This window comes from Streptococcus sobrinus DSM 20742 = ATCC 33478, from assembly GCF_000686605.1.
Lineage (GTDB): Bacteria > Bacillota > Bacilli > Lactobacillales > Streptococcaceae > Streptococcus > Streptococcus sobrinus.
The window spans coordinates 1-20886 of record NZ_JMLC01000026.1 but is presented as its reverse complement, the minus strand read 5'-3'; the positions used below and the strand labels follow the sequence as shown (position 1 = coordinate 20886).

Here is a 20886-nt window from a genome sequence, read left to right as displayed (position 1 = left end):
TTTTATGATTTAAATTTTAAAAGCTGATCGCGAAAATACTCATACTGTTTCTGACGAAGGGCAATTTCCTTTGGTAACCCTTGAGATAAATCAGATGTAAGCGTATCGAATTTGTCAAGTGTTTGCACGATTTTTTCTTGTATTGAGAGAGGAGGGAGGGTAATCTTATATGTCATAATGGATTTTTTATTTCCACGTGGCATTTTAGCACCCTTCGCAAATTGCATATCAAAATGAAAGAAGTCATCTCCAGACAATAGGTAGTATAAGTAACGACTCATTAGAATATCTTTGATATGATTTTGAACAGTCAGTACATCTCCACTCGAACCACCGCTATTGGTCGCAAACCATATTTTTTTGAGATACGGTCGAATATTGCCTATCAAAATATCTTCTTTTAAATATATAGTTGATTTCCCACTATCTGGAATATAGACAGCATTCTTCTTCCCTAATTTGTTTTGTAATAAATTATCTACACCTACATAAGTATCAGATGTTAGTTCCTTATTAAAAATCTTATCTGTACTATATCCAGCAATTGAACCTAGTTCTACCTTTATCGGTCCAAAGACATACCACAAGAGCCTAATTAGGTCTTGTCTGTACTGTACTGTCAGTGTACACGCCTTCGGCTGTGTATGTCAAGAGCTGATCGCGAAAATATTCGTATTGTTTTTGACGCAGCTCAATCTCCTTGGGCAGTCCGATATTCAAATCGTTACAAACTGTGTCAAAATTATCCAGAACATGCACAATTTTTTCTTGGATGGAGAGAGGAGGGACGGGGATTGAAATTTTCGCTAAATTCTTAGGATAAAGTTCAATGACTTTAGTACCTACAACTTGTTTTTCTTTTTGCTTTTGAAAAGAAGATGAACTCATAAAATAGCTTAAATAGCGAGAATTTTGCTGTGTTCGCAAAACACAAGAGTGCCCCCCAAAGCATACTTCCTGTTCACCTTCCCATACAAGAGTTTTCCCCACATCAGCTATATTTTCACTAGTTGTCGCAACAATAATATCACCTGAAGTCGCTTTTTTTAACTTTTCTGCAGTATATTTATCGACAAAAGATTTAGTACTATTCGTAGACATTCCATAGTATGTATAAATTTGACCGTAATGAATGCAAGGAACTCCTTCCTCTACAAAATCTTTTTTCTGTAGTCCATTGCCTCGAATAATTTCACAAACCTCCCCCAAACTCTTCCACTCAACTTTATAAGAATCATCCTCAAAGTTCAGCAAATAATCTCTGAAATAAGAATATTGCTTTTGGCGTAAGGTCAATTCTGAGGTCAATTCTGTTACATAATCGGTGAATTTGTCAAGTGTTTGCACGATTTTTTCTTGGATTTCTAGAGAGGGGACTGGCAGAGGAATTTTTACTAAACTAGCTTTAGTTAATTTTGCGCGTGTGCCACCAGATAAATATGGCTTAAAATCAAAATTAGTTAGGTAGTGATAAATAAATCTTGATAGTAAATTCTCTTTTGGTTTTATAACATGAACATGGTTATTAGCCCAAAACTTCCCATTCACATATTGGATGGAATATTCATCAAGTTTTGCCGAACCATCCTCTGCAATCAAAATGTACTCTCCATCATGAGTATAGCCTTCTACATAATCTTGAATATTATTCGCGCCGTAATACGGAATTTCACCAGAAATTCTATCATTTGCTTTTACTGGTTTCCTAGCAGTATTAGCTATTATACACACCTCCCCCAGCTCTTTCCACTCGACTGGAGCATTCTGGATTTCTTCTAGTAGGTTCATGCTTCTCCTCCTTTCTTTGCAAAATCTTCTAGCTGCTTGATTTCAGTTAGGTAGTCTTTTTCGACTTGACTGAGCGTTTTGCTTTGATAGCGCTTGTATTCTGCCTCTACCTTTTCAGACATTTGCTTTTGTGAAATACTGCCATTTCCAGAGAGCAGATCCTCACCAGTCGCTAAGAGAATCCGATCCACATGCTCTACCCAGTCAGCCATGGTCATGATTTGCTCCCGCTCAGCCTGCCTTTCTGCAAAGTCCAAATACCCTGACACCAGCTGATTAAGGCTGCGGAGCTCTTTTTCTGATAGATAGTTTTTGGCGACTTTAGCCTCTCTTAAAGTGGGCAGTTCTCCCTTGAAGGTCGTGAGCCCTAGAAATTCCTTATCACTATCTATACGACCATAGACCAACTCACTCGCTGTTTGATGATGAATAGCATAGTGCATTTTGTTTTGCACCGTTGCAAAGAAGTGCTTGGCTTCTAGCGATTGACTATCATAATCACTTGAAGTCGCAAACAAGTCTAACACTTGGCGATAAAATACTTTCTCACTCGAGCGAATATCTCGAATCCGTTCCAGTAATTCTTTAAAATAAGAGCCTCCACCAAGATTTTTCAAGCGCTCATCATCCATGGCAAAACCTTTAATGAGGTAGTCTTTCAAGACCGTTGAAGCATAGTGCCGAAACTGTACACCGCGAGAAGAACGAACGCGATAGCCCACTGCTAAAATCATATCAAGATTGTAGTAAGCTACTTGCCTAGACTGTGTTTTCCCTTTTATCGCACCATGTTGAGTGGTTGTCAACTGATAGTTGACAACCACTCTTTCGTCTAGCTCGCCATCTGAAAAAATCGCTTTGATATGCTTAGAGATATTTTGCTTAGTGGTCTGAAAGAGCTCTGCCAACTCTTGCTGCGTCAGCCAAACGGTTCCATTATCAAGATGCAGCTCAATAGAGTCTTTTCCATCCTCTGTCTTATAGATAATTACGTCATTGTCCATGCTGCAACTCCTCTACGATTTTGTCAATCTCTGACCGAAGTTTATCAATGTTTTGAACCGTAGCTGCGATTTCTTTATTTAAAACATCAATATCAATCTTTTCTCGCGTGTCTTCTTTTTCGACATAGGTAGAAACAGATAAATTATAGTCATTTTCTACAATCTTTTCATAAGGAACAGATTCTGCAAAATATTTTTTGTTTTCTTTAGAAGCAAATGTCGATAAAATCGTTTTAATATTTTCTTCCGTCAGAATATTATTATTGGTTGCCTTCTTAAATTCCTTGCCTGCATCAATAAAGAAAGTGTCTGTTGAAGTTTTATTTTTAGCTAATACTAATATGCAGGTTGCAATACTCGTCCCAAAGAAAAGATTATCAGGTAATTGAATAACCGCTTCAACAAAGTTATTATCAACTAGATATTTGCGAATCTTTTGCTCAGCTCCTCCCCGATAGAAAATTCCTGGAAAAGTAACGATTGCCGCGCGACCTTTGGAAGACAAATAACTGAGGCTATGCATGATAAAGGCAAAGTCAGCTTTTGATTTGGGCGCAAGAACTCCCGCAGGCGCAAAGCGATCATCATTGATTAAAATCGGATCATCACTTCCCACCCATTTAATAGAATAGGGCGGATTGGAAACAATGGCATCAAATGGCTTGTCATTGTTATGTTTAGGGTCTAAAAGAGTATTTCCCCGCTCAATATTAAACTTATCATAGTTGATGTTATGCAAAAACATATTCATCCGAGCAAGGTTGTAAGTCGTCATATTGATTTCTTGCCCATAAAAACCATCTTCAATGATATGCTCTGTGAATTGCTTTTTAGCTTGCAAAAGAAGCGATCCCGACCCGCATGCAGGGTCGTAAATTTTGTTGACTTTATTTTTCTCATCTTTTCCAAGCATAACAATTTTGGCCAATAATTTGGAAACAGTCTGCGGGGTGAAAAATTCCCCACCTGACTTCCCAGCATTAGAAGCGTAATTGGAAATTAAATACTCATAAGCATCGCCAAATAAGTCAATCTTATTATCTTCAAAACTACCAAAATTAAGCTCCGCAATTCCTTTTAGTACATCTGCTAAACGTTGATTTCTTTCTGTTACAGTATTTCCCAAGCGATTACTAGTTGTATCAATATCATCAAAAAGCCCCTTGATGTCTTTCTCACTAGCATAACCTACTGCACTAGCTTCAATCGCATCAAAAATTGCTTTCAAATCCGTATTAAGATTTTCATTCGTATTCGCTTTTTCAACCACATTTGAAAACAACTGACTAGGCATGATAAAGTAACCCTTTGTTTTAATGGCATCGTCTTTAATTTCAGGAGTGAGCTGCTCTTCCGGAAAAGATCTATAATCAAAATTAGAATCTCCATTTTCAATATAATTTTGAAAGTTTTCGCTAATAAATCGATAAAATAGAATTCCTAAAACATATTGTTTAAAATCCCAGCCGTCTACTGCCCCTCGGACATCGTCTGCTATTTTCCAAATTTTTGAATGAAGTTCTTGCCGTTGTTGCTCTTCTGTCATGGTAAACTCCTCATTTTTTATTCTTTTTCATTATACCAATATTTTGACATAAGAAAAGAGGGCTAATCTCTAGTTTAATAGGTTCTGAGCCTGAAAGAACTACCGACCCAACTCCACTCTGACCTCCTAATGGCTATATTAAGTTGCTCACGGTCATATGACCAATTGACGCTTATGGGAAATCTCTCTTGTCACAAAACTATATTTTGCCAACACGCAAATTCTTAAGAAATTGATGCAGCAAGGTGGCTAAAATACGAACAACCGAATAGACTTTATTACCTACCCTCTTTCGATTTTTTAAGAGTAAAGAAAAATGACCCACTGGGCCACGTCTTCTTAACTTCTGGGAACCGAGCACAAGAAGTCCACTGGTCCCTTTATTAACTAAAATCTTTTATCTTATCGAAAATCCCATCGTTGATCACCTTGAGATATGTTCCCTTCATCCCCAAGGAGCGACTTTCGATAATCCCTGCGCTTTCCAGTTTGCGCAAGGCATTGACAATAACCGATCGAGTGATCCCAATACGATCAGCAATAACTGAGGCTGTTAAACGGCCTTCAATCCCATCCAACTCATTTAAAATAGCTGTAACGGCCTTCATTTCTGAATAAGACAAGGTGTTAATGGCCATATTAACAGCAGTTTGCTTGCGGATAGTTTCTTCCAGATTTTCTGTCTGTAGATTAAGAAGCTGAATTCCAACAACAGTCGAAGCAATCTCAACCAAGACTAAATCATCATCGGTAAAATCATCATCATTACGCCAGATGATGAGGGAGCCCAAGCGCATTCCACCACCATAAATTGGCGCTAGAGTCGTCAGCCCCTTAGGATAATTGTCTCTGGACTCAACAGGAAAAATAGTCAACTCACTAGAAACAGGAATATTGGCTTCGGTATCATAAACTCGACTAATTCCCCGCATATAGTCATCAGGAAACTGCTGAGCGTCAAATATTTCCTCAACTCGGTCGGTATTGGTCTTATACTTCATAGCATAGCCAAGAAGGGTACCCCCACCATCAACGATACAGGCATTACAGTCAATAATATCAGCTAACTGCATGGCCATAATATTGTATGGCAGGTCCTCCTGCAAGCTATCAACAGATCGCTGCAAGATAGAAGTGATTTTTCTTGTTTTTTCTAATAAGCTAGTCATTTCTCTCTTTTCCCTTATAAATTGTGACATTTATGCCGATTGAATCTTTTTTCAACCAACATAAACGAGTAACTAAACCAGAGACTTTCAACAGAAAACCTCGTCATTAAACAGGCCGTTTCAATGCATTCGTAAATTTGTTCAATCGAACACGCCTAGCCTACACTCCTTTGAAAATGGACAATCTTTCCCAGGTATTTAATCACCTTTGTCAGGATTGTCAAAATCTTTGCAGCGCTTAACGGCTTAGCGACACGGAGATAAAGGAATCAATTACCACTCCATTGTCGTCTTAGTCAGGGACATAGAAAGCTACAATAGTGGCTTTCGTAGCTACTCTATTCATATTAATAGAGTGACTTTGTCCATAGCTACCCTTATTTTCTCCCATTGTAACAGAGGAATTCTGAAATTGCAAATAATTATCAGAATATTTATTATAGTTCCAAAATTATATTCAAATCTCTACAATTTAATAGTAAACGTTCGGAATTTACTAGCATTTTGATTTCTTTTACAGAACATACTAAAAAACCTCGCCTAGACGAGGTTCTTACTAATTTAACGCTTATATTGAGCTAGAACTCGGGTAATCTTTTCTTGAACCTCTGCTAGTTCCTCCACACGTGGCAGATAAACAATTCTAAAATGATCAGGCTTATTCCAGTTGAAGCCCTTACCAGGAACCAACATAACTTTCTCCTGCTTGAGTAATCGCAGGACAAATTCTTCATCGTCGTCAACCTTATACATATTCTGGTCAATCTTAGGGAAAATATAGAGACCTGCCTTGGGTTTGACGGCTGACAGACCCGGAATATCATTGATAGCCTTGGTAATAAATTCCCTTTGCTCGTAGATTCGACCACCGGGAATTAAGAGTTCATCCCCCGACTGGTAGCCACCCAGAGAAGTCTGGACAACATGTTGGGCCAAAACATTCGCACAGAGTCGCATATTAGAGAGCATATTGAGCCCTTCAATATAGCCTTTCACATGGGTCTTAGGACCTGAGAGAACCATCCAACCAACTCGGAAACCACAGATACGATGGGATTTGGAGAGACCATTCATGGAGACACAAAAGACATCAGGAGCCAGACTAGCGATGGCTGTATGCTTGGCACCATCCATAACCAGACGATCGTAGATTTCATCAGCAAAGATGACCAAATCATTCTGCCGAGCAATTTCTACAATACCTTCCAGAATATCATTTGGATAGAGGGCTCCTGTTGGATTATTTGGATTGATAACCACGATAGCCTTAGTATTGGAAGTAATTTTAGACTTGATATCGTCAAGATCAGGATACCATTCAGCCTGTTCATCGCAAAGATAGTGGACAGCCTTACCTCCTGACAAACTAACACAGGCGGTCCAAAGAGGATAGTCAGGCATTGGCACCAAGACCTCATCACCATCATTGAGCAAGGCCTGTAGGGACATGGAAATTAATTCTGACACCCCATTACCGATATAGATGTCATCAATATCAACTGGTGGAAAGCCCTTGGTCTGACAGTACTGCATGATGGCTTTTCGAGCTGAGAAGATTCCTTTAGAATCGGAATAGCCTTCACTGTCTCTAACATTTAAAATCAGGTCTCGAATAACTTCGTCAGGTGCTGTGAAACCAAAGGCTGCCGGGTTTCCTGTATTGAGACGGAGGATTTTCTCACCATTGGCTAGCATGCGATTGGCCTCATCAAGAACTGGACCGCGAATATCGTAGGCCACGTGTTCAAGTTTAGTTGATTTATCAAATTGCTTCATACTTGTAACCTCTGTTGTTCTATTATAGCTAAATTGCTTAAAAATTGAAACAAATTTTTAGGTGACTTTCCTAAAAGGCTCGTTATCAAATTTTCAAAAAATCCATGGAAAATTCCAGTAATCGCTTTCATAAAACATGAAAAAGAGTTATAATAACCTTACCAAGAAAGATAAAACAGCAGAAAAGGCCTCAGCCGGAGGCTTCCTGCTAGGTAACCTTTGATAAGATAAGAGGAGGAAATATTATGCAAGCCTATAAACATATCCTAGTTGCCGTTGATGGTTCTAAACAAGCCGAATTAGCTTTCAAAAAAGGGATTGCAGTCGCTAAACGTAACGATGCCGAATTGGTGCTAGCCCATGTCATTGACACTAGGGCTATCCAAAATATTGCTGCGGTTGATACCTTCACCTATGAAAATCTCGAAAAAGAAGCCGATACTCTCTTAGATAACTATGAAAAAACCGCCAAGGATGCTGGTGTCAAGGAAGTTCGTAAGGTTATTGAATTTGGTAATCCTAAACGTCTCTTGGCTATTGATATTCCTCAAAAAGAGAAAACAGATTTGATTTTGCTAGGGGCAACTGGTCTTAACAACTTTGAACGGCTCTTAATTGGTTCTTCATCTGAATACATCATGCGCCATGCCAAGGTCGACATCTTGGTGGTCCGTGACGAACAAAAAACCTTGTAAACTAATCTTGCCATAAGATAAAGGCTCTCCGCATAGAGAGCCTTTTATTTATTAGCCACTTCAGCTACCAATCTTTGAGGGCTTTAAGTCTGTGAAGGTCAGCTGTTAAACGAGGTAATTATAATTAAGGGATTGAGCGAAGCCACTGCAAGCCCTTGACTCACTCCTCCTCTTTCGCCCTACTGCTCTCATCGGTTTGACGCCGCAGAGCTTTGCGCAGCTGGCGGTCGACTTCCCGCTTAATGGCAGGCTCTGGTGCAAAGCGGGCTTCCCAGTCATCTGGCTTTAGCACCTTGTGGGTAACAGGATCAAAGTGGGCCTTGCCATCTGGAAAGATCTTGCCCATATTGGCAGCGTGGACACTATTAAAGACACTGCTTGGATCCACGCCCATTAAAACAAAGGAGCCATAAGTCAAATAGAGCAGATCAATTAAGGCATCAACTTGGCCGACTAAGGGGCTTTCTGGATGCTCCTTGGACTGAACCTTTCTAGCCGCCTTATCCAGCGCAGCATGCAGATTAGTCATAGCCGCTGCAAAATCTTCTCTACTGCTAGCCGTCGCATAGATAAACTCGACAATTTCCTCCAGTTTGAAATCGGCGCGATGGCTAGCCTCTTCTAAACCGAAAACCCGAGGAGTATTGTTGGTCTCACCATCCATAAGCCGGTGAAAGTCTCTGACCTTGTTGAAATTCTCATCATCGGATAAGAAATCATTTTCACTTTCCAGATGAATCAAACCGTAATGGGATAAAGCCTTAGCAATTCCATTTTGATTATTAGAATCGGTGATATAGTGGGCGGTCTGTTTAGCAGCTTCGGTCGCATTGCCCATAGCAACACCGATACCTGAACGAAGCAACATTTCGATATCATTTTCCGAATCGCCAAAGGTCATGACCTCTGAAAGATCAAAATCAAAGGCCTGCCCCAAGCGTTCAATCCCCTTAATCTTAGACTGACCTTCTGAAATCAAATCAGCCGAGTAAGGACTGGACCGCGTAATCTTAATATGAGGAAACTTGTCCTGAATCTTGCTGGTTTCCCCTTCGGTCGCCACCATGACCACCTGATAAACGGGTTCTCGCATAATAGTCTGAAGAGTTCCCAAATTCTGGGGTTTAATCCGGCGGATAATATTTTTAAAAGAGCGCTCGACTAGCTTGGTCAGGCGTTCCGGAACTAGGCGACTGGCAACCTGACCAAAGCGAGAGGTCCCCATATTGATGATATTAGAGCCCAACAGGCCGACAGAAGTTCCCAGCGATACCTCCCGCCTGCGCTCTTGAGCATACTTAATCAGGCGATAAACGGTGGATTTGGGAAGCTGATTCTGATAGATGACCCGGTCCCGACTGATAATATATTGACCATTAAAAGTGACAGCGAAATCCAGACCCAGATTTTCCATAAAGGGAGCCACAAAGGCTGGTCCTCGACCTGTTGCTAAGCCAACAAAAATCCCCTGTTTTTTCAGCTCAACAATAGCTTTCTGGGTTGTCCGTGACACCTTCTTACGATCATTTAAAAGCGTGCCATCTATGTCAAAAAATACCGCTTTAACCGCCAAATCCTAGGCTCCTCTCTTGTCTTTTTATGTTAGAATAAATTATAGCACAATTTCAGAAAGAAGAAAGTACGATGAAAAAAATCCTAGTCCTCCATACCGGTGGTACGATTTCCATGCAGGCCGATGATTCAGGCCATGTTAATCCAAGCGAAGACAACCCCATGAACCACGTGGGTTTGGATCTATCCAATATTGAATTAACCGTCATTGACTTTCTCAATATTCCCAGTCCCCATATGACCCCCTATCACATGTTGGCCCTCTACCATAAGATCAGAGAGTCTGCCGACCAATTCGATGGTGTGGTTATCACCCATGGAACAGACACTCTAGAGGAGACGGCCTACTTTTTAGATACCATGGCGATTCCTGGGATTCCCATTGTCCTAACTGGTGCCATGCGGTCTGCCAATGAATTGGGGAGCGACGGGGTCTATAATTACCTGTCTGCCATTCGGGTAGCCAGCCATGATAAGGCGGCAGACAAGGGGGTCCTAGTCGTGATGAACGATGAAATTCATGCCGCCAAATACGTGACCAAGACCCACACCACTAATGTCGCTACTTTTAACACACCGACCCATGGACCCTTGGGCATTATTATGAAACACGAGATTCTCTTCTTCAAGACAGCCGAGCCTCGGGTTCGTTTTAATCTTGATACCATCACTGGAACCGTACCTATCATCAAGGCCTATGCCGGCATGGGAGTCGGCGATGGCATTATCAGCCTCTTGGACCCCGACAAGATTGATGGTGTGGTTATTGAAGCTCTCGGTGCTGGCAATCTCCCACCTGAAGCTGCTAGTGAACTGGAATGGCTGATGGACCATGGAATTCCTGTCGTCCTAGTCTCTCGCTGCTTCAACGGTATTGCTGAGCCTGTTTATGTCTATCCTGGTGGGGGCGTCAAATTGCAGGAAGCTGGGGTTATGTTTGTCAAGGAGCTCAACAGCCAAAAGGCCAGACTCAAACTCCTCATTGCCCTCAGTGCCGGATTGAGGGGAACGCAATTGAAAGCATATATTGAAGGATAGTAAAAAAGAGTGAGACAGACCAACATGAATTCTATTCAGTCATCTTGGCCTGCCTCATTCTTTTATTTCATCATACTACGATAAATAGCCATTTTATCTTCTAAATTTTCCAGATAAGTCTGATAGTCAGCAATTTTTGACTGAAGAAAGAGCTGATGTTCTTGTAAAATTTCAAAACGTTCTTGAACAGTTTCTGATCCCTGATAACGCAAATTAGCGTAGCGTTTGATTTGCAACAGAGGCATTCCCATAGCTTTTAAACGCTTGATAAAGGCAGCAAATTCCAAATCTTTATCTGAAAACTCCCGAATACCATTACGACGCTGAATCTGCAAGAAACCTTGCTTTTCATAATATCTTAGGGTACTTTCCTTTATACCCGTTTTCCGAGCAAATTCACTAATTTTCATTTTTCCCTTGACTTAAACCTTACTTCAAGTTTTACAATCAGTATATCACATGAAGTTGTGAAATAAAAAATGAAAAGAGAAATCTTATGACACAATCACGCTTTGACATCGGTTTAGAAAAATTCAATGAAATTGATGGAGAATTGGGACAGGCGACCAAGGAAAATTTGGATCAAATCTCTCCCGCCCTTTCCAAAATGGTTATCGAAATGTTTGGGGATGTCTACAAAAGAGAGGGGCTACCCCTAAGAACACGAGAAATGATTGCCGTCTCAACCTTGCTGGCTATGGGAGATTGTGAAGAGCAGCTCCGGATGCACACCCAGGCGGCCTTATCAGCTGGCGTTACCAAGGAAGAATTGGTTGAAATTTTGCTTCAAGACATCAACTACTGTGGTATCGCTAGAGTTTTAAATGCGGCCAAGGTTATCCAGGAAGTATTAGCTTAAATCGTTAAAAAGCCGAATCTGGACTATAATCACCAGACTCGGCTTTTTGAGTTCAATAACTTGGCCCTAGTCCTCTTTTTAATCAAACTCCCCTTGCTCTTTGAGGTTGGCTGGTAGCATGGCCCAGCGAGGGTCAGTCTGCCAATTCTTCTGGGCGACAATTTGGCTAGCCACCTTTCTGGCTTCCTCTAGGATATTGTAGTCCTCAACAATATCAGCTACCTGAAACTCTGGAATTCCCGACTGGCGGGTGCCAAAGATTTCACCAGAACCCCGCATTTTCAGGTCTTCCTCAGCCAGGACAAAGCCGTCGGTTGTCTCGCACATGGCCTGCATCCGTCGCTTACCGACCTCATTTTTAGGATTGGCCACCAGGACACAATAGGACTGCTTGTCTCCTCGGCCGACCCGGCCTCGCAGCTGATGGAGCTGGCTGAGACCAAAGCGATCAGCATCCATGATAATCATAACCGTGCTGTTGGGCACATTGACACCAACCTCAATGACGGTCGTTGACACCAGCACCTGGGACTTGCCCTCTTTAAAGTCCTGCATAATCTGGTCCTTCTCATCATTTTTCATACGACCGTGCATGAGGGCGACCTGGGCCTGATTGCCAAAGAAATCTACTAGTTCTTGGTGCAAGTCCAAGGCATTTTTCAAATCGAGGCTCTCGGATTCCTCAATCAAGGGAGAAATGACATAGGCCTGGGCTCCCTTGGCCAATTGCTCCTGCAACCAAGTCAGGACGGCATCCAACTGCTCATGCTTGACCCAGCGGGTGATGATGGGCTTGCGACCAGCCGGCATCTGGTCGATGACGGAGACATCCATTTCGCCAAAGGCTGTAATGGCTAAGGTTCTAGGAATAGGAGTAGCCGTCATCATGAGAACATCGGGATTGTCGCCCTTCTCGCGGAAAATCCGTCGCTGATTGACCCCAAAGCGGTGCTGCTCATCGGTAATGACCAAGCCTAGCTTGTGGTAGGAAACCCCTTCTTGAATCAGGGCATGAGTTCCGACAATCATATCCACCGAACCGTCAGCAATCCCAGCCAGGGCAGCCTTTTTTACTGCTGGCTTCATGCCTGCTGTCAGGAGGGCAACATTGAGGTCGGGAAAAAGCTTGATTAGACTCTCGAAATGCTGCTGGGCTAAGATTTCGGTTGGTACCATCAGGGCCGATTGAAAGCCAGCTGTATAGCTGGCATACATGGCCAGGCTGGCAATAACCGTCTTTCCAGAGCCAACATCCCCCTGCAAGAGGCGATTCATGTGGGCAACCGACTTCATATCCGCTAGAATTTCCTCTAGACTTCGCTTTTGAGCCTGAGTTAGGCTAAAAGGAAGCTGGGCAACTTGTCTATTAAGAGCCTGCTCATCATAAGCGATAGCTAGACCATTAGTTTCTGACTTATTCTGCGATTTGAGGACCTGCAAATTGAGTTGGAAATAAAAGAGCTCCTCAAACTTAACCCGTCGCAAGGCCTGCTTGTATTCAGACAAATCCTTGGGAAAATGCATGGCCCTAGTCGCTGTCTGCCGATCTAAGAGCCGGTATTTATCCAGCAATTCTTGGGGCAAGTTTTCCTTCAGCTCCTCCAAAGCTCTGCTATCAAAGGCAGCCTTGATGGCCTTGACCAGGGCACTCTGGGAAATGCCTTGAGCGACATGATAGACTGGTTGCATATCGTCATCGACTTGAGCCAGCACCTTCATGCCTGTCACAGCCGACTTGAGAGCGTCCCACTTACCAAAAATAGCTACCTCCTGTCCCAGCTCAATCTTATCCGCCAGATAGGGTTGATTGAAAAAGCTGACCGCAATCACGGCCTCGCCCTGTTTGAGCTTGAAAGAAAGACGATTTCGCTTGAAGCCATAGTACTGGACATTAGCAGGGGTCACCACGGTGCCTGTAATGACCGCCTTCTCGCCGTCAACCAAATCGGCAACCGACCTAGCCTTGAAATCCTCATAGCGAAAAGGATAATAGAGCAAGAGGTCGCCCACTGTATAGAGGCCTAATTTTGTAAATTTCTCAGCAGACTTGGGTCCAAAGCCCTTTAGTACCGCAATTTCTTGGTCAAATAACATGATGTTATTATAACACACCTGACCTCCTCCTCTTAAAGCAAGCCTTTGGCTCCCTTATTTTTCTACTCATATTTGATGAAAATGACCAAGGGAAAAGAGCAAAATTAGTATTAGAGGCCTTGCAAGAGACTGCAAATAGCTCAAAAGGTCTGGCTGACCCTTCGAGGTTAGTACTAGATAAAGCTTCGCTTTCCTCGACAAATAGGACAGCGTGAGGCAAACTGCGACATAAAACATTAAAAGCAGACAGTTATTTTTACTGTCTGGTTGAAGTTTGTGAGTGGCAGAGGCAAACTGCAATAGTGGCTACCGTTGCAAGTCTTAAATTTGCTTTTTCTACCAGAAAACTTTGATTTCCAAAGAGTATAAAAGCCCTTAAGCCAGAATTCCAACCTAGGGGCTAATCTTATTTATATTCTCTTGGGACTCGGTCGCTGAGCAGACAGAGGACCTCGTAGTTGATGGTGCCGCGATAAGTAGCTAGGTCTGTTGCTGAAATGCTCTGATTGCCATTTTGACCAATCAGGGTCACCTTGGTACCTAAGGGATAACTTTTTGGCAACCTAACAGTAATCTGGTCCATGGAAACCCGTCCAACAATGGGACATCTCTGACCATCAATCAGAACATCAAAGCCTTGCATATCTCGGGTCCAGCCATCTGCATAGCCCATGGGCAAGGTGCCAATCCATTCTTCTTGGCTACTAGTATAGGTAGCACCGTAGCCAACATCAGCTCCAACGGGAATTTTTTTGACATGAACCAAGGCAGTGTCCAAGCTCAGGGCTGGTTTAACGGTATAAGGCAAGGCTAATTCTTGACCGCTAGGGTTGAGACCGTAGATAACTATGCCTAGCCGAACAGCGGTAAAAATCCCCTCGCTATGCCAGAGACTGGTTGCCGAGTTGCTGGCATGAACCAATTCTGGACAGTAGTCAAGATCGGCCACCAATTCCTTGAAAAAGGCCAGCTGTTCCTGAAACTTTCTGTCATCAGCTTCATCGGCCGTCGCAAAATGAGTAAAAATCCCTTCAACCTGGCTACCAGCCTGCCTCAAACCTGCAATTAGCTCATTAGCCTCAGACAAACTGCGGACACCAATACGACCCATACCTGAATCTACCGCAAGGTGGACCAGAAGGCCATCAAGGGCAATTTGTTGCTCTTGAGCCATCTCCAACCAATCCAAGCTGGCAATAGTCAGCGTTAAACGGTTATCTCGTGCTAGGGAAACTTCATCTGGCAGAACCACCCCCAAGATTAGAATAGGCTTTCTCAGCCCAGCTTGGCGCAGTTCAATTCCTTCATCGATATTTGAAACGCAAAAGCCATCCACCAAGTCTTGGACATGATTGGCGACAGCTACCGCGCCATGACCGTAGGCGTTTGCCTTAACTACTGCCAATGTCTTGACATCTTGAGGAATGTGGTTCTGAACCTCTTTAATATTACTGGAAATGGCTGATAAATCAACCTTAGCTAAGGTTGGTCGGTGTAAACTTGAAATCATATGAAAACCTCTTTTACAATTTTCTAAGATGAATGTCTAATTTTCCTCCAAAATCACACTGGCCTGGACAAAGCCTCCGCTGTGGGAGATGGATACAAAACTCCGGCCTGAAAAGACCCTGCTGGTAATAATGGGAGCTCCCTTTTCATTGGTCGCTACCTCTATATCATGAAAACGTAGCTTGCCAATGCCAGTCCCCCAGGCCTTGGCAAAGGCCTCCTTGGCCGACCAACGTCCAGCTAGATATTCCATCTGTCTTTGGCCCTTAAGCGATTCAAAACGCTCAAATTCCAAATCTGTCAAAACCTTTTTGGCAAAAGCCGAGTTGCGCTTGTAGGCCTGCTCAACCCGTGAAATCTCCTGCAAATCAATCCCATGTCCAATAATCATTATTTTTCCTTGTAGATAAAAGTCTAACTCAACTGGAAAAGCTCTTTATAATCAATGTAAATATTTTTCTACCCTCCAATGAATAAAAAAGCCTGCCCAGAACGCTCCTTCTTATTGTAATATTTTTCCGCCAAATAGTCCCTAACTAGGCTTAAATAAACTGATTCTTCTGGTCAGCCGCCCCAAGTCCTGCATCCATGCCATGACAAAGGAGCTGAGAATCCCCCAGCTCCCGAATCTTAGCTATTTAATACTCAACGAAGGAATCCTGACCCAGAGTTTGGTAAATTTCCCGAATCAGTTTTTCGGTCTTATCCCAGCCCAGACAAGGGTCAGTGATAGACTTGCCGAAGACCTCAGGCTTATCCTGACGGCCATCTTCCAAGTAAGACTCAATCATAAAGCCACGCACATACTTGTTAATCTCGTCATTCCAGTCACGATTAATCAGGGTCTGACGGACAATCCGAATTTGGTCCAAATAGTTCTTACCCGAATTATCATGGTTGGTATCAATCAAGATGAAAGGATTTTCCAAGCCCATATCTTGGTATTTTTTAATAGCCTTAATCAAAATATCATAGTAGAAATTAGGCTCATTTTCCCCATGTTCATTGGTTGCTCCCCGCAGGATAGCGTGGGCCAGAGGGTTACCATCGGTATCCACTTCTGCATCATGGTAGATGAAATTCTGCTGATTCTGAGCGGCATAGATGGCATTGAACATGATATTGAGATTACCAGAGGTTGGATTCTTCATGCCGGTTGGCACATCAATCCCTGAGGCCACAAAGCGGTGCTCCTGGTCTTCGACCGAACGAGCGCCGATGGCATGGTAGGACACCAAATCATCAACCAGGGGCAAATTTGAAGGATAGAGCATCTCATCCGCCGTGGTTAAACCAGTTTCGGTAATGACCCGATAGTGGAGATTACGAACGGCCGCAATCCCATTAATCAAATCAGGTAGTTTTGAAGTATCCGGCTGGTGAATCAATCCCTTGTAGCCATCACCATTGGTTCTTGGCTTAGCCGTATAAACCCGCATGACCATAAAGATACGGTCTTCTACTTCTGCTTGTAGGGCAGAGAGGCGGCGAGCATACTCCAAAACAGCCTCTTCATTATCCGATGAACAAGGGCCGATAACCAGAAGTAGACGCTTGTCCTCCCCTTTGATAATGGCATCCAGCTCTTTATCCCTAGCTTCTTTCTTTACTAGAGCTTCCCCTTCAAGTTTTGACAGTTGCTTAACTTGAGCAACATCGATTTTTTGGCTTTTTTGATGAATTCCCATATTATTTTCCTAGTGTTTCGTAAATTTCCTGAATCAAGTCTACAGTCTTATCCCAGCCCAGACAAGGGTCGGTGATAGACTTCCCGTAGACATCCGGTTGGTTTTGACGGCCATCTTCTAGATAAGACTCAATCATGAAGCCACGAACAAATTGGTTAATCTTCTCATTCCAGTCACGGTTAATCAGGGTTTGGCGAACAATCCGCACCTGTTCCATATACTGTTTACCAGAGTTATCGTGGTTGGTATCAATCAAGATGAATGGATTTTCCAAGCCCATCTTCTCATATTGGTCAATGGTCTCCAAGAGGTCATCGTAATAGTAATTAGGAATATTCTTGCCGTACTCGTTGAGAGCACCGCGCAAGATGGCATGAGCTAATGGATTTCCCGAAGTCTTGACTTCTTGACCATTATAGAGGAAGTTCTGTTGAGATTGGGCCGCATACATCCCATTAAACATGACATTGAGGTTCCCCGAAGTTGGATTCTTCATTCCTGTTGGAACATCAATTCCTGAAGCCACAAAACGGTGTTGCTGGTCTTCAACCGAACGCGCCCCAATAGCAATATAGGATACCAAATCATCGACCAAGGAGAGGTTTTCAGGGTAAAGCATTTCATCTGCTGTGGTCAGTCCAGTTTCAGTAATTACACGATAGTGGAGATTACGAACGGCCTTGATACCGTTAATCAGGTTGGGTTGGCCTTGGGCATCAGGCTGGTGCACCAGCCCCTTATAACCATCCCCATTAGTCCTTGGTTTGGCTGTGTATACCCGCATAACCATAAAGATACGGTCTCTGACTTCTTCTTGCAAACTGGCTAAGCGATGAGCATAATCTAAGACAGCCTCTTCATTGTCTGACGAACATGGGCCAATCACCAAGAGCAGACGATCATCCTCACCCTTAATAATAGCTTCTAGTTCTTTGTCACGTGCTTCCTTTTTGGCTAAAGTATCACCACTTAATTTGGAAATCTGCCGAACCTTTTCTACATCAATCTTGTCACTTTCTGGAATAAATGTCATACTTACCTCCCTTTCAATATGATAACAAAGCCAGATTTAGGCCTATTTTCAAAACCAAATACTGGCAACTTTCAAAAAAGTAGAACTTCACCAGTTACCTGTTTAAATTACAAAAATAAAAGTGATATAGGATACATTATACCACTTTCTAACCTTATTTCAATTAGTTTTCAGAATAATCATGCAGCTCTAAGATGCTCAAAACCGCTGGCCAGTCCAGCAAGGACAACGAACAAATTAAGGCAGCTTAGCTTGCCCGATGACGGCCGTGACAATTCTTAAATTTCTTGCCGGAACCACATGGACATGGATCATTGCGTTTAACATTGGTAAAGTCCAAATCTTTGTCTGCCACAACTTGGTCAGCTTTTTGAGCAGCAATGTTTCCTACTGCAGTTGTCCGAGCTTGAGCCGTTGTCTTTTCACGCTCTTGTTGGTGAATTTGGGCTTTCATCATCAAGCGGGTAACATCAAATTCAATAGCCCCAATCATATCATTGAACATGCGGAAACTTTCGGATTGGTACTCAACGATTGGATTATTTTGCGCATAGCCCCGCAGACCAACGGAATTCCGCAATTGATCCAAAGCATCAATGTGGTCAGTCCATTTATTATCAACCACACGCAGGATCAACACCTTCTGGAACTCAATGACAGACTCCTGATCAGGCAGTTTAGCAATCTGGGAATCATAAACTTCCATGGCCCGCTCATAGAGTTTATCCTTCATTTCCTCATAGGTCCATTCATCCAAATCATCAATGCTAATGGAATCCTCTGGTAAAAGATTATTATGAGCAAAATTTAGGATAGCTTCTAAGGCTTCATCGACATCGCTGTTGCGACTATGACCGTCAATAGTGCGGTCTATTGTCCGTCTAATCATAGCCTTGATTTCTGGCCCAAGATCACGCTCAGCCGTGATGACATCATAACGTTCAGCATAGATGATTTCACGCTGCTCCCGCATCACATCATCGTATTGCAAGACTTGCTTACGGATATCATAGTTATTACCTTCAACTCGTTTTTGGGCTGATTCTACCTGACTGGTCAACATGCGCGACTTGATGACCACATCTTCGTCTTCTGGCAGGAGTCTCTCCAAGAAGACCTTAACCCGATCAGAAGCGAAGCGTTTCATCAAATCATCTTCAAAGGAAAGGTAGAATTGCGATTCACCCTTGTCCCCTTGACGACCTGACCGGCCCCGCAGCTGATTATCAATCCGGCGAGATTCGTGACGCTCGGTACCGATGACACAGAGACCGCCTAGCTCAACCACGCCCTTACCAAGCTTGATGTCGGTACCACGACCAGCCATATTGGTCGCAATGGTCACGGCTCCCCGTTGACCAGCGTTCATGATAATTTGCGCTTCTTTTTCGTGGTTCTTAGCATTGAGGACTTCGTGAGGAATCCCAGCCTTTTGCAACTTCTTGGAAATCATATCAGAAGTTTCAACGGCAACCGTACCAACCAGAATTGGTTGACCCTTTTCATGGCGTTCCTTAATATCCGCAATAACAGCCCTGAATTTGGCTTCAGTAGTCGCAAAGAGCAGGTCTGGATGGTCAATCCGTTGAACCGGCTTGTTGGTTGGAATTGGAATCACCCGCATATTATAGATTTCACGGAATTCCTCTTCTTCGGTTTTACCAGTACCTGTCATCCCAGACAGCTTGCGATACATCCGAAACATATTTTGGTAGGTAATAGAAGCTGAAGTCTTAGATTCGTCCTGAATCGGCACGCCTTCTTTGGCTTCAATAGCTTGGTGAAGACCATCAGAGAAACGACGACCTTCCATGGTCCGACCAGTAAATTGGTCGACGATAAGAACTTCGCCTTCAGAAACCACATAGTCCATGTTGAGGGTCATGATATAGTTGGCCCGCAGAGCATTGTCAATATAGTGGGTCAAGGCAACATTGTCAATGTCGTAGAGGTTTTCCAAGTTAAAGAATTCCTCAGCCTTATCAATCCCTGAGTCCATCAGACCGATGGTCTTGGAAGGGACATCAATAGCGTAATCCACCGATTCCAAGGTCTTAACAAACTTGTCGGCCCGAGTATAGAGGGCACTGGTTTCTGAACTAACAGGACCAGATACAATCAGAGGAGTTCTGGCTTCGTCAATCAGAACTGAGTCGACCTCATCGACCAAGGCATAATTGAGTGGTCGTTGCACCATGTCTTCCTTGCGGACAACCATATTATCACGGAGGTAGTCAAAGCCAACCTCTGAGTTGGTTGAGTAGGTAATATCACAGTTGTAGGCTTCCCGTTTTTCAATCGGCGACTTAGAAGACAGGTTGATCCCAACTGAGAGACCTAGCCAGCTGTAGAGTTCACCCATTTCAGTCGCATCACGAGCTGACAGGTATTCGTTGACGGTGATAACATGCACACCTTCTCCAGCTAGAGCATTGAGGTAAACGGGCATGGTTGCTGTCAGGGTCTTACCTTCACCGGTCCGCATTTCAGGAACATCACCATTGTGTAGGACAATTCCCCCCATGATTTGCACACGGTAGGGATAGAGTCCCAGCACTCGCTTAGCTCCTTCACGGACAACCGCAAAAGCTTCATATAACAATTGATCCAGCGTCTCTCCCTCTTGATAACGCTTCTTAAATTCTTCAGTTTTGGCTTGAAGTTCGGAGTCCGGCAATGCTTCCATCTCGTCCGCATAAGCTTCGACCTTCTTGGCCATCTTTTCTAATTTTCTAATTTCGCCTCTGTCATTTTCAATGACCTTGCGTAAAATATTTGCCATCTCTTTTCCTTTTTTCATAAACACAACCCCGAAATTTGTCCTTTGGACTAGGGCGGTTCGGTTATTATAGTCAGTACTATATTTTATCATAATTGCCTACCCTAGACAAGAATTCAAGCAAAGTTCCACGACAAACGCATGAATGTTTCTTCTCTGTTTTACCATAGACGATCACTTTTTTGACTAGATTAATTTCTTCAAATACTGGTCAAAGTTCATCCCTAAGTTGAATTTTTTCCGTCTCAAACTCATTTTCTTGCCAACATCTAACTGTTTAAGCACAGCTAAACAAAACTTATCCAGCACGTTCAAGTTAAAAGCTAATTGTTTATT

Annotated in this window: 17 protein-coding genes and 1 pseudogene; 3 read left to right on the top strand and 15 right to left on the bottom strand. The window is 43.0% G+C overall.

Translation table 11 applies throughout. The features are described 5' to 3' along the window. Positions 1–2 precede the first annotated feature (2 nt). The 6 genes from BS63_RS0108460 to BS63_RS0108435 all read right to left on the bottom strand — a co-directional run bounded on the left by BS63_RS0108460 (position 3) and on the right by BS63_RS0108435 (position 7283). Entirely contained in the window at positions 3–587 is a 585-nt protein-coding gene (locus BS63_RS0108460) for a restriction endonuclease subunit S (RefSeq protein ID WP_028798542.1), read from the bottom strand. A 4-nt stretch (positions 588–591) separates the two neighbouring features. Continuing rightward, a complete protein-coding gene (locus tag BS63_RS0108455; protein WP_028798541.1) occupies positions 592–1788 on the bottom strand; it encodes a restriction endonuclease subunit S in 1197 nt (398 codons plus the stop codon). Then, positions 1785–2792 (bottom strand): virulence RhuM family protein, encoded by a 1008-nt coding sequence (locus tag BS63_RS0108450; RefSeq protein WP_002961412.1) that lies wholly within the window; start codon positions 2790–2792, stop codon positions 1785–1787. Before BS63_RS0108450 ends, BS63_RS0108455 begins: the two co-directional genes overlap by 4 nt. Beyond that, complete coding sequence (locus BS63_RS0108445; RefSeq protein ID WP_002961410.1) at positions 2782–4338, bottom strand: type I restriction-modification system subunit M; 1557 nt, start codon at positions 4336–4338, stop codon at positions 2782–2784. The genes BS63_RS0108450 and BS63_RS0108445 overlap by 11 nt, the downstream gene beginning before the upstream one ends. Before the next feature lie 383 nt (positions 4339–4721). Further along, positions 4722–5507: a GTP-sensing pleiotropic transcriptional regulator CodY gene (gene codY, locus BS63_RS0108440; protein ID WP_002961407.1), complete on the bottom strand. Its 786-nt coding sequence runs from the start codon at positions 5505–5507 to the stop codon at positions 4722–4724. Positions 5508–6068: 561 nt separating this feature from the next. Next, positions 6069–7283: a pyridoxal phosphate-dependent aminotransferase gene (locus BS63_RS0108435; RefSeq protein ID WP_002961406.1), complete on the bottom strand. Its 1215-nt coding sequence runs from the start codon at positions 7281–7283 to the stop codon at positions 6069–6071. A 245-nt stretch (positions 7284–7528) separates the two neighbouring features. Here BS63_RS0108435 and BS63_RS0108425 point away from each other — a divergent pair, with 245 nt between their 5' ends. After that, on the top strand, positions 7529–7978 hold the full coding sequence (locus tag BS63_RS0108425; RefSeq protein ID WP_002961404.1) for a universal stress protein: 450 nt from the start codon (positions 7529–7531) through the stop codon (positions 7976–7978). 160 nt (positions 7979–8138) lie between these two features. Here BS63_RS0108425 and BS63_RS0108420 read toward each other — a convergent pair whose 3' ends face one another. Beyond that, positions 8139–9551 carry a Cof-type HAD-IIB family hydrolase gene (locus BS63_RS0108420; protein ID WP_002961402.1) on the bottom strand — a complete coding sequence of 471 codons (1413 nt, stop codon included), beginning with the start codon at positions 9549–9551 and terminating at the stop codon, positions 8139–8141. A 71-nt stretch (positions 9552–9622) separates the two neighbouring features. Here BS63_RS0108420 and BS63_RS0108415 point away from each other — a divergent pair, with 71 nt between their 5' ends. Beyond that, positions 9623–10588 carry an asparaginase gene (locus BS63_RS0108415; protein WP_002961400.1) on the top strand — a complete coding sequence of 322 codons (966 nt, stop codon included), beginning with the start codon at positions 9623–9625 and terminating at the stop codon, positions 10586–10588. Between the two features lie 62 nt (positions 10589–10650). Here BS63_RS0108415 and BS63_RS0108410 read toward each other — a convergent pair whose 3' ends face one another. Then, entirely contained in the window at positions 10651–10998 is a 348-nt protein-coding gene (locus BS63_RS0108410) for a MerR family transcriptional regulator (protein ID WP_002961398.1), read from the bottom strand. Between the two features lie 86 nt (positions 10999–11084). Here BS63_RS0108410 and BS63_RS0108405 point away from each other — a divergent pair, with 86 nt between their 5' ends. Beyond that, entirely contained in the window at positions 11085–11447 is a 363-nt protein-coding gene (locus tag BS63_RS0108405; RefSeq protein ID WP_002961396.1) for a carboxymuconolactone decarboxylase family protein, read from the top strand. 78 nt (positions 11448–11525) lie between these two features. Here the strand turns inward: BS63_RS0108405 and recG are convergent, their stop codons facing one another. The 7 genes and pseudogenes from recG to BS63_RS1000000112050 form a co-directional block, all read right to left on the bottom strand. Then, positions 11526–13541: an ATP-dependent DNA helicase RecG gene (recG, locus tag BS63_RS0108400; RefSeq protein ID WP_002961394.1), complete on the bottom strand. Its 2016-nt coding sequence runs from the start codon at positions 13539–13541 to the stop codon at positions 11526–11528. A 406-nt stretch (positions 13542–13947) separates the two neighbouring features. Further along, the gene (alr, locus tag BS63_RS0108395; RefSeq protein ID WP_002961392.1) at positions 13948–15051 is read right to left on the bottom strand and encodes an alanine racemase; all 1104 of its coding nucleotides are present in this window, start codon (positions 15049–15051) and stop codon (positions 13948–13950) included. Between the two features lie 36 nt (positions 15052–15087). After that, the gene (gene acpS / locus BS63_RS0108390) at positions 15088–15441 is read right to left on the bottom strand and encodes a holo-ACP synthase (RefSeq protein ID WP_002961390.1); all 354 of its coding nucleotides are present in this window, start codon (positions 15439–15441) and stop codon (positions 15088–15090) included. A 247-nt stretch (positions 15442–15688) separates the two neighbouring features. After that, positions 15689–16738, bottom strand: a complete 1050-nt coding sequence (locus tag BS63_RS0108385) for a 3-deoxy-7-phosphoheptulonate synthase (protein WP_002961388.1) — start codon at positions 16736–16738, stop codon at positions 15689–15691. A gap of 1 nt (position 16739) precedes the next feature. Continuing rightward, a complete protein-coding gene (locus tag BS63_RS0108380; protein ID WP_002961387.1) occupies positions 16740–17771 on the bottom strand; it encodes a 3-deoxy-7-phosphoheptulonate synthase in 1032 nt (343 codons plus the stop codon). A gap of 247 nt (positions 17772–18018) precedes the next feature. After that, positions 18019–20553 (bottom strand): preprotein translocase subunit SecA, encoded by a 2535-nt coding sequence (secA, locus tag BS63_RS0108375; RefSeq protein WP_028798540.1) that lies wholly within the window; start codon positions 20551–20553, stop codon positions 18019–18021. 183 nt (positions 20554–20736) lie between these two features. Continuing rightward, positions 20737–20886 (bottom strand): annotated as a pseudogene (locus BS63_RS1000000112050) (ISAs1 family transposase); the annotation flags it as partial.

Coding starts and splice junctions, on each gene's coding strand:
- BS63_RS0108455 (WP_028798541.1), bottom strand. CDS start 1,788: ATGAACCTACTAGAAGAAATCCAGAATGCTCCAGTCGAGTGGAAAGAG.
- BS63_RS0108450 (WP_002961412.1), bottom strand. CDS start 2,792: ATGGACAATGACGTAATTATCTATAAGACAGAGGATGGAAAAGACTCT.
- BS63_RS0108445 (WP_002961410.1), bottom strand. CDS start 4,338: ATGACAGAAGAGCAACAACGGCAAGAACTTCATTCAAAAATTTGGAAA.
- codY (WP_002961407.1), bottom strand. CDS start 5,507: ATGACTAGCTTATTAGAAAAAACAAGAAAAATCACTTCTATCTTGCAG.
- BS63_RS0108435 (WP_002961406.1), bottom strand. CDS start 7,283: ATGAAGCAATTTGATAAATCAACTAAACTTGAACACGTGGCCTACGAT.
- BS63_RS0108425 (WP_002961404.1), top strand. CDS start 7,529: ATGCAAGCCTATAAACATATCCTAGTTGCCGTTGATGGTTCTAAACAA.
- BS63_RS0108415 (WP_002961400.1), top strand. CDS start 9,623: ATGAAAAAAATCCTAGTCCTCCATACCGGTGGTACGATTTCCATGCAG.
- BS63_RS0108410 (WP_002961398.1), bottom strand. CDS start 10,998: ATGAAAATTAGTGAATTTGCTCGGAAAACGGGTATAAAGGAAAGTACC.
- BS63_RS0108405 (WP_002961396.1), top strand. CDS start 11,085: ATGACACAATCACGCTTTGACATCGGTTTAGAAAAATTCAATGAAATT.
- recG (WP_002961394.1), bottom strand. CDS start 13,541: ATGTTATTTGACCAAGAAATTGCGGTACTAAAGGGCTTTGGACCCAAG.
- alr (WP_002961392.1), bottom strand. CDS start 15,051: ATGATTTCAAGTTTACACCGACCAACCTTAGCTAAGGTTGATTTATCA.
- acpS (WP_002961390.1), bottom strand. CDS start 15,441: ATGATTATTGGACATGGGATTGATTTGCAGGAGATTTCACGGGTTGAG.
- BS63_RS0108385 (WP_002961388.1), bottom strand. CDS start 16,738: ATGGGAATTCATCAAAAAAGCCAAAAAATCGATGTTGCTCAAGTTAAG.
- BS63_RS0108380 (WP_002961387.1), bottom strand. CDS start 17,771: ATGACATTTATTCCAGAAAGTGACAAGATTGATGTAGAAAAGGTTCGG.
- secA (WP_028798540.1), bottom strand. CDS start 20,553: ATGGCAAATATTTTACGCAAGGTCATTGAAAATGACAGAGGCGAAATT.